Annotated in this window: 6 protein-coding genes and 4 pseudogenes; 2 read left to right on the forward strand and 8 right to left on the reverse strand. The window is 61.7% G+C overall.

Annotated features, from left to right (window positions below; all coding sequences use genetic code 11):
• Positions 1 to 18: 18 nt before the first annotated feature.
• Together IL54_RS07280 and IL54_RS07285 are read right to left on the reverse strand one after the other, a co-directional pair.
• Positions 19 to 618: a GNAT family N-acetyltransferase gene (locus IL54_RS07280; RefSeq protein ID WP_004212923.1), complete on the reverse strand. Its 600-nt coding sequence runs from the start codon at positions 616 to 618 to the stop codon at positions 19 to 21.
• Entirely contained in the window at positions 615 to 1289 is a 675-nt protein-coding gene (locus IL54_RS07285; RefSeq protein ID WP_076605473.1) for a YgjV family protein, read from the reverse strand. The genes IL54_RS07280 and IL54_RS07285 overlap by 4 nt, the downstream gene beginning before the upstream one ends.
• A 528-nt stretch (positions 1290 to 1817) precedes the next feature.
• Between IL54_RS07285 and IL54_RS07290 the strand changes: the two genes are divergently transcribed.
• Positions 1818 to 2216, forward strand: a complete 399-nt coding sequence (locus IL54_RS07290) for a hypothetical protein (RefSeq protein WP_004212919.1) — start codon at positions 1818 to 1820, stop codon at positions 2214 to 2216.
• 72 nt (positions 2217 to 2288) lie between these two features.
• On the opposite strand, the gene IL54_RS07295 is transcribed toward IL54_RS07290, so the two are convergent.
• Entirely contained in the window at positions 2289 to 3002 is a 714-nt protein-coding gene (locus tag IL54_RS07295; protein WP_004212917.1) for a TonB-dependent receptor, read from the reverse strand.
• Here IL54_RS07295 and IL54_RS07300 point away from each other — a divergent pair.
• Positions 2923 to 3153 (forward strand): annotated as a pseudogene (locus IL54_RS07300) (ATP-binding protein); the annotation flags it as partial. The gene IL54_RS07295 and the pseudogene IL54_RS07300 sit on opposite strands and share 80 nt — an antisense overlap.
• Here the strand turns inward: IL54_RS07300 and IL54_RS07305 are convergent.
• The 5 genes and pseudogenes from IL54_RS07305 to IL54_RS25335 all read right to left on the reverse strand — a co-directional run.
• The gene (locus tag IL54_RS07305) at positions 3151 to 5244 is read right to left on the reverse strand and encodes a recombinase family protein (RefSeq protein WP_037473055.1); all 2094 of its coding nucleotides are present in this window, start codon (positions 5242 to 5244) and stop codon (positions 3151 to 3153) included. The pseudogene IL54_RS07300 and the gene IL54_RS07305 sit on opposite strands and share 3 nt — an antisense overlap.
• 441 nt (positions 5245 to 5685) lie before the next feature.
• Positions 5686 to 6321: pseudogene (gene istB, locus IL54_RS07310) on the reverse strand (IS21-like element helper ATPase IstB); the annotation flags it as partial.
• Entirely contained in the window at positions 6308 to 7822 is a 1515-nt protein-coding gene (istA, locus tag IL54_RS07315; protein WP_037474355.1) for an IS21 family transposase, read from the reverse strand. The gene istA and the pseudogene istB, both read right to left, overlap by 14 nt.
• Positions 7823 to 7941: 119 nt before the next feature.
• Positions 7942 to 8171: pseudogene (locus IL54_RS25330) on the reverse strand (SAM-dependent DNA methyltransferase); the annotation flags it as partial.
• A 12-nt stretch (positions 8172 to 8183) separates the two neighbouring features.
• Positions 8184 to 8441, reverse strand: a pseudogene (locus tag IL54_RS25335) (hypothetical protein); the annotation flags it as partial.
• Positions 8442 to 8495 lie beyond the last annotated feature (54 nt).

Below are 8495 nucleotides of genomic sequence, written 5' to 3' on the forward strand. Positions count from 1 at the left end.
CGGGATGATAGTTATGCATCACGCTAACGCATCCTCCTCAGCATCAGCATCGAGCATTCGGCCCATCGCGTAGTAATCGCCAATAACGCCTGATTCTTTATTGGCTGCCACAACATCTCCGCACACGGTATAGCCAAGCCGTTCATAAAATGCGAACGCCCGGTCGTTGCGAACAGCGACGTGGAAGATCAGGAAGAGCAAGCCACGGCGACGTACCCATTCCTCGGCGGACTTCACCAGGCTTGCTCCAAGCCCACGTCCCTGCCACCGTGTCCGGATAGCCAGATTAAAAGAGGCAAATTCTGCAGCGCCTTCGATGCACACGCTCCGTACATCTATGTAGCCGACGAGGTCGCCTATGCGTTGCAGGACGAAGATGCCTCGCTCGCCGGCTACGGCGGCGTTTAGTTCGGCAGTTGTGCGGCGCAGGAGTTCCCCTCGATCCCGGACATCGAAGATCATATGTTCCGCTTCGCGAGCGAGGGCGATCTTCAAGCGTACCAAAGCTTTAGCGTCGTCAAGGTTCGCCGGCCGTAGCTCGCTCCAGCTCTGCTTTCCGCCTACTTGAGCTATCGAACGCGCCGGCGGGAGTGGGCGCGCGTATATTACCTGTGTCATGTGAGGATCTGGACTCCCTGTAACGCGCGCGCGCGCTTTGAGATCGCGAGTTTGCCGAGGGAAAGGTGACCAGAGCGGAAAGCGTGACGTGGGGAAAGCCGCGCCGGATAGCTGAGGCTGCGCGGCCCGTCCGCTTGACGCTGTTCCCGCTTCCAAAAGGCAAAAAGCCCGAGCAGATTCCCCGCGACCGATACAAGATCAACGGCCAAGGCGAACGGTGCGCCAATGAGAAGATTGTGGGCCAGCCAGAAGGGCGCGGCCACGAGAAAGACGATCTTCATCCGCGTCGTTGATCGCTGGGTCCGCGCAATGAAAGAAGATGCACCGCCGCAAGCGGCAAGGCCGGACAGGATTCCATGCCAGGTCGCCACGGTGAGCAACAGCAGCGCGAGCAACGTCGCGCCGTCGAGCGCGAGCTTGGCAACCCGGTCACGAACCACCAGCGCGACGGTGAGCTGCATCAGGGAAAGAACGCATGCGGCCGAAGCGGTAGGCGCGCCGATCAGCGCGAAGTGAAGCGCGAATGCGCCCGCGCCCGCGCCCTGCACCATGAGCGCTCCCCGGCGCGAGGGTAGGAGCGGCCAGCTCACCACGCAGCCGAGACCAACAGCCCCGAATAGGATCGCAGCTAACCCGGTGCTCGCAAACGTTTGATCGAGGAAAAGCGACATGCACGCTCGCGTCGGGGTTGGTCCGGCTTCCACCGTGAAGGAAGAAGGTTAATGTGGCGTTGTCGTCGACCGCTTTCCCATCGCGAGTCCCGGCCACAATGGCATTTGGCTTTTGACGAGGACTGGTTCATTCTGCGTCCAGCGCGGCGCTCTTCCCCTTGGGTTCCGCCCTTGTTTGGACCAGGACAATGGTGCGTGACGCTTTCAAGCTTCTCGCCATCTCGACGTCGCTCGTGCTTTCTGGCTGCGTCAGTCCGCGAGAAATGGCCGCTCGCCATCGGGCGGCGTGTGCGAGCTACGGCTTCCAGCCTGGAACGGAGAGCTATGCGAATTGCCTTCTCCAGCTCGACGTAGGTGATTACGGCTACGGCCATCATAGGGGTGGCGTGCCGTTGTTTCCCGCCCGGCATCAGGCGCCCGCGCCGCCTCCGCCTATCGCCACGCAGGACTAAGGTCGGCTAAAGTTCACTGATGCCCCATCGTCCTGACCTATTGATCTACGCACTTTCGCTCGGAAGCGCAGCGCCCGTGGCGGCTCAGCAGGTGGTGCCCGCCAAACCACGAACCGCCGCGGGTGCGTCGAAGTTCGTCCAGGACATGCTGACCCGCGGCACAGCCGTCGCAAAGCCTTGGCCGGGTTTCGTGCGGAACAGCAGGATCACGAGCGTAGGAGTGAAAGGTGGTTGCCTCGTTACGCTCACGCTCGCCGACAAAAGCGCCCTCAGCGTGAAACTAGATCAGGTGGTTGCGATCCGACCGCTTTACTCGGCCAACGCGCCCCAGGCGTCGGTGGAGATCAAAGGGGGCGCGCAGCCCTACGAGGGTCTCGATATATTCGTCGGGGACAACGACGCGGTGCGCCGCGTCGGTGATGCCCTGGAGTTCATGCGCCAGTCCTGTGATCCATCGGCGAAGACTGGTTTCTAAACCGGCCAGCGGCGTCTCACCGACTTTTGCGAGGGCGGCTTGATCCGCACCCGACCAAGTTGGCCAACACCGTTATAATCTCATTCTAACCGTTGCGCGCACCGTCGTCGGCGCGCCGGGCATGATGTTGTTGTCGTTGTAGGCGGACGAGAAATAATCGCTGTTAAGCAGATTCTCGACGTTGATTTGCGCCTCGATCTGGGGGGTGAGCTTGAAGAATGCGGCGGCATCGACGCGGGTGAAGGCGGGCAGGATGGCGGTGTTGCTGATGGACGTGAAGCTTTTCGACTGGTGGTAGACACCGGCGCCGGCCCCCAAGCGTGGGGTGAGGTCGTAACGCGTCCAGAGCGAAGCCTGTTGTTTGGGAACCAGCGGAACCTCGCGCCCGGCCGGGGCGGCACTCGTCGTTTTGCGAATTGTCGCGTCCTGCAGCGCATAGCCCGCGCTGATCTGCCACTGGGGTGTGATCGCGCCGCTAAGGCCGAGTTCGAGCCCTTTGCTGCGCTGCGCGCCCGTGAGCACCGTCCGTGCGGGGTCATTGGGGTCGGCCGCGCGGGTGTTGGTGCGGTCAAGCTGGTAGATGGCGGCGGTCAGGTTCAGCGTCGGGCGGATATCCCATTTGAGGCCAAGCTCGTAATTGTCGAACCTCTCCGGCTCCAGCGCGGCGCTGGTGACATCGAGCGATGAGAATTGATCCCCCGACTGCAGCGAAATGATGGAGGCCCGCGACGAGCGCCGTCTTCTGCGCTTCCAGAAGCAGATGGCCGGATACAAGCTGCTCATCATCGACGAACTGGGCTTTGTGCCGCTCTCCAAGACCGGCGCCGAACTGTTGTTCGAGCTGATCTCCCAGCGTTACGAACGCGGCTCCACCTTCATCACCAGCAACCTGCCCTTCGACGAATGGACCGAAACCTTCGGATCGCCGAACGTTTCATGATGCTGCTTTCCTGGAAGGGGTCATACTGTAATTTGGCGCTGTGAGCGCCTTTATTTGCTGGAGGGTCAGTTCCACCTGCCACGGCTGTCCCTTCTTTAGTTGCCGGCCCTGAAGCTTACCGCGTTTCAGCCATTTGAACACCGTCTGCTCAGTGACGCCGAGCGCGGTCGCGGCACCTTGGATCGAGTAGCTGCCATCCGGCCAACGGGGCGGATTATGCTCGACGCCGTTGATCTTTACGGTGGGGATATTCCAGCGCTGGCGCAACAGGTGCACCGTGTTGTGGTCGAACAGCCCGTCCAGGCTGTTCCGCAGACCCTCTGTGTTGAGCGCGGTAGCGACCTCGGCGTCCATCATGCCAGCGGCGTTGAGCTCTCGGATCCGCTGTTCTAGCACGTCGGCATGAGCAGCTTCAGCATAGGATTGAGTGCGCCGCATGACCCAGTGTTCGGTCGCTGCGCCCGTCTGCCAGATGATGCGGATCCACACCATGCCTTTCGCCCGCCGCTGATCTAGAATGACCTTGTCGATCACGAGGCGGAGCATCGCCTTGCGTTCGCTGTTCTCGATTCTTTCCCAAAGATCAGGCAGGTCGATGCCGAACGCTGCGATACGGGCGCGATCGTCGGCATTCAACGCAACGGTTTGCTCCGTCTTCCACCGCCGATAGTCCTGCTCGACCTTTTCGACCTCACGCAGCTTGCTTTCCCAGATGCTTTCGAGCGAACGGGCAACGAGGCGGTTTTCCGGCTCGACCGCGTCATATTGGCGCCGGGCACGCTCGCATTCATATTCGGCGCGTTCGCGCTTGAGTGTCCATTGCCGTTCGAGTCCATGGACGTCCGCGTCGATGGCGTCGAGCGCGGCCAACGCGATGGCGAGTTGGTCAGGGGTGAGCGCTGCAAGGAACTGCCGTTCGACCTCAGCCTCAACCCGCGGCGCACGCACCTCTTGGCAATATTGACCGACGCAGGTCGCTCGTTCGGAACGGCACCGATATACCGGATGGTTGCTGTCAGGGCCAGAGTAGTTGAGTGCCATGCGCCGTCCGCAACTGCCACACATCGCTATACCCTGCAGCAGCGCCTTTCCCTTCCGAGGCATGCCACGATGCCCGGCTTTGAAGTTGCCGACATTGTCCGTGAGCTTGTCGCTGATCGCCATATGCGTCTCCCAACTGATATACGCTGGATGAGCATTCTGGATGCAGACTTCCCACTGTTCGCGCGGAACAGCGCGCGTCGGGTTATTGGCCCCCTCGCTTCGCTTTTCGGGCGCAGCACACCGGCGTCCGTAGACATAGGCTCCCGCATAGACAGGGTTTTTCAGGATATTGCGCACACGCGCATCGGTTGCATCGCGCCAGGCTATTTCGTGTGGCGCCGGTCCCTTCAACGGCCTGACCGGCAGGGCAAGATCGGCCTGGCGCAGATAGCGCACTGCTGCCTTTGCGCTTCCCAGGCGCATGAAGCTGTCGAACACAAGTCTGATGCGCTCCTGAACCTGGGCGTCGGGATTGAGCATGATCCCTCCGGCGGGCGCGTAGATCAGCCCTGCCGGAAGCGGGATACGCAGTTCGCCGCGCGCCGCCTTCTGCCGTTCCCCCGTGTGCAGGCGCATGCGGATCTGATGCAGCTCAGCCTCGCTCATGATCCCCGAGAGACCCAACAAAAGCCGATCATGGTAAAGTCCAGGATCATATATTCGTTCGCTGTCGGCGATGAGAACGCTGAACATCGAGCAGAGCTGAAGCAGTTGATGCCAGTCACTGTTGTTGCGTGCGAGGCGCGACGCGTCGTAGCTCAGAACGAGACCGGCGTGACCCAAGCCAACTTCAGCGATTAGGCGTTGGAAGCCGTATCGGTGCTGAGCCTCCGCGCCGGATTTCCCCAGATCGTCGTCGATGATCTCGACCCGTTCGCGCGGCCAGCCAAGGCCAAGCGCGCGGTCGACAAGCCGATACTGAAGCGCCGTGCTTTCCTGGTGATGGCGGATCTGGCCGACGCTCGACTGACGGACATAGACATAGGCCAGCTTGGCCTGCTGCGTGGTGCTTATCCGTTCATCTACGGCATAATCTCTCAACATCGGTGTCACCGGCGTAGCGGGCAGTTGGGCGCGAGCACAAAGCCTGCGCTATCGTCGCCGCCAGCTGACGCTGGATTGCTGGCGGCAGGCTCGACCATATCTGGATCTTTGGCCGTCTCCGGGGAGAGCTGATGTTCACTCTGGCATTCCTCGTCCTGTGATGAACGGCGCAACGCCTCTGCCAGCGCAACGACTCGCATTAGGATGGAGCCTGAGACCAACGGCGCGGATTTCGAGTCAGGCGGAGCGGTAGCCAGATCGGTGACGGAGCGAAGGATGTTTCGCTGCCCGCCATGCGGCACCCGGATAGTCATCCAAGCCGGCCCGCGATCAGACACCAGCTTCAGAACTTCGAACCGCTCGCCGAAGAGCGGATGCTGAGGGCACGTCACCGTTACATGGCGGATCAGCCCGTCGATATCAGGGGTATCACTGGATGGTTGGCTCGCCGAACACGGTGGGCCACTCGCCAAAGGCGAGGTTGGTGGTGATGATGACACTGGTCTGCTCATAGAGTTTGCTGATCAGGTGGAACAGCAACTGGCCGCCCGATCGGGCGAACGGCAGATAGCCCAGTTCGTCGAGTACGATCAGATCGAGACGGGATAGCTGGGCGGCGAGAGCGCCACTCTTGCCGATCCTGGCCTCCTCTTCGAGGCGGGTCACCAGATCGACCGTGTTGAAGTAGCGGCCCCGGGCGCCGGAGCGCACAACATTGGCGGTGATGGCGATGGCCAGATGGGTCTTTCCTGTGCCTGTGCCGCCGACCAGGACGATATTGCGCCGTGCGGGCAGGAACGTGCCGCTGTGCAATGAACGCACCAGCCCCTCGTTGATTGGGGTACCCTCGAACCGGAAGGCGTCGATGTCCTTCACGACGGGCAGCCTGGCAGCGGCCATCCGGTATCGGATCGACGCGGCATGACGATGCGTCGCCTCCACCCTCAGAAGATCGGTCAGTATCTCCATGGTGGTGCGCTGGCGCTGAATGCCGGTGGTGACGGCATCGTCGAACGCGCCTGCCATGCCCTTGAGGCCAAGCCCGCGCATGGCCTCGATCATGTCATGCCGCTGCATCGAAGGTCCTCAACTGGTCGTAACGGGCACAGTCGGCGATCGGGGGATGGCGCAAAGCGCTATCCTCGGAGGTGATGATCGTCAGCGGACGCGGGGGTTCCCGGCGTCGTGCCAGGATGTTGAGGATCAGGTCGTCGCTTGCCGTGCCCGTCGCCAGTGCCTCACGCACAGCGGCTTCGACAGGCTCCAGGCCATCGGTCAGTACGGCCGACAACACACGGACGAACCGGCGATCGGCATCGTCGCCATTACCCAGCTTGCGGCGCAGGCGGGCAAGCGCCGGTGGCAGATCCCAGTCCTGGAAGGGGGCACCGTTCCGCAGCGCGCCAGGCTTGCGGGCCAGCACTGGCAGATAATGCCAGGGGTCATAGATCGTGCGGTTGCGCCCAAAGTAGCGAGGATGTTCAGCGACAACCTCTTCGCCGCAGCGAACGACGATGCGATCGGCATAGGCGCGGACCTGCACCGTGCGTCGTGCCACCGTCGAGAGCACCGAGTAGCGGTTGCGGTCGAAGCTGATCAGGCAGGTGCCGGTCACGGCATGCTCGCTCTCATTGAAGCCGTCGAACGGTCCCAGCATCGGCTGCAGCGCAGATCGTTCGATCTCCAGCATCTGCGCCACGGTCAGCTCTCCCTGTTCGGGATGGGGCTGCCGTTCCGCCCAGCGCCGACACTCGGCCTCCAGCCAGCCATTGAGCTCTTCGAGACTGGCGAACCGCAACCGGGGCTGGAAGAAGCGACCCCGGATCGTCTGCACCTGGTTCTCGACCTGACCCTTCTCCCATCCCGCCGCAGGCGAGCAGGCCGTGGGCTCGACCATATAATGGTCGGTCATGATCAGGAACCGCCGGTTGAAGACGCGTTCCTTGCCGGTGAACACGCTCGTCACAGCCGTCTTCATATTATCGTAGATGCCGCGCCCTGGCACGCCGCCGAAGAAATCAAAGCCCCGCGCATGCGCGTCGAACAGCATCTCCTGGCTCTCACGAGGATAAGCCCGGACATAGACCGCGCGTGAGGCACACAGTCGCATATGCGCGACCTTCACCCGCATCGGTGCCCCGGCGATCTCAACATCTTCATGGCTCCAGTCGAACTGGTAGGCCTCGCCTGGCCTGAACATCAGCGGGATGAAGGCCGTGACACCATCGCCGGCATCTTTGCGCCGTTCCAACTTCCATCGCGCCGCGTAGCGCCGCACGGCATCGTAGGATCCCTCAAAGCCTTCGCGCACCAACAGATCATGGATCCGCGTCATCCGCAGCCGGTCACGCCTGCCGCGCAGCTCGTTCTCTTCCAGCAGCGTGTTGAGGCGATCCTGAAACGGACCGATCCTGGGCAGCGGCTGAACCTTGCGCTGATAATCAAAGGCGCCCTCCGGCGCTCGGACCGCTTTGCGGATGACCTTCCGCGACACATGCAGGTCCCGCGCGATCGCCTTGATCGCCTTGCCTCCGGCATACTCACGCCGGATCCGTAAAACTGTCTCCAAAACCAACATCCCGATCTCGCCGCCTGAAAATCCAGGAAGCTGCTTAAACCATCGAAATGAGGGGTCCCTTTTAGACGCCGATCACCCCGCTAACGGGGTCCCTTTTGCACGCCGATCCACAGGCGAAGGGCGAACCGAGCGGTCCATCCCCCCAATATATGCGCCGGGGCGAACCAATGGTCCTGTATCTCGCCCGACAAGGCGTTTCCGACCATGAGATGGGCTGAAATATGAAGAAATGAAAACTGGATATAGGCCATGTGGATCGCACGCGGATCGATATCGATCGCTGTCACATGAAGGTGCCGCTGATAATTAGCCCGATATCGCGCATGGCCTCGGCAAGCGCGATCACCATAGGAAATGGCGCTCAGGAAGCCCTTAGCCATTCGTAGAGCAGATGATCGTCAGGACCATATTGCGAGCCGATGGCGATCCGGATCAGACGGCCGTCGCAGGCGAAGGCAGAGGCCCTGGGAAAGGACAGGTAGGAACGACCTTCGAGGATCAGGTCGCCCGAGCGCACTTTGGTGATGTCGCGGGTCGTACCAAGCAGTCGATGACCAGACGGTGCGTCCAGAAGCCTCAGCCGATCACCTGCTTTTACGCGCTTCTTGAACGCCGCTAACCTCTCTTATTCACCGGGCTGCTGCGTGATGGCTTAATCCGGGACGGGGTGGCA

Origin of the sequence: Sphingobium sp. ba1 (genome assembly GCF_000743655.1) — a bacterium.
Lineage (GTDB): Bacteria > Pseudomonadota > Alphaproteobacteria > Sphingomonadales > Sphingomonadaceae > Sphingobium.

What these genes read in the sequence shown, in the direction of transcription:
- istA (WP_037474355.1), bottom strand. Translation starts at nt 7,822, where the DNA reads ATGTTGGTTTTGGAGACAGTTTTACGGATCCGGCGTGAGTATGCCGGA.
- IL54_RS07285 (WP_076605473.1), bottom strand. Translation starts at nt 1,289, where the DNA reads ATGTCGCTTTTCCTCGATCAAACGTTTGCGAGCACCGGGTTAGCTGCG.
- IL54_RS07280 (WP_004212923.1), bottom strand. Translation starts at nt 618, where the DNA reads ATGACACAGGTAATATACGCGCGCCCACTCCCGCCGGCGCGTTCGATA.
- IL54_RS07295 (WP_004212917.1), bottom strand. Translation starts at nt 3,002, where the DNA reads ATGATGAGCAGCTTGTATCCGGCCATCTGCTTCTGGAAGCGCAGAAGA.
- IL54_RS07305 (WP_037473055.1), bottom strand. Translation starts at nt 5,244, where the DNA reads ATGTTGAGAGATTATGCCGTAGATGAACGGATAAGCACCACGCAGCAG.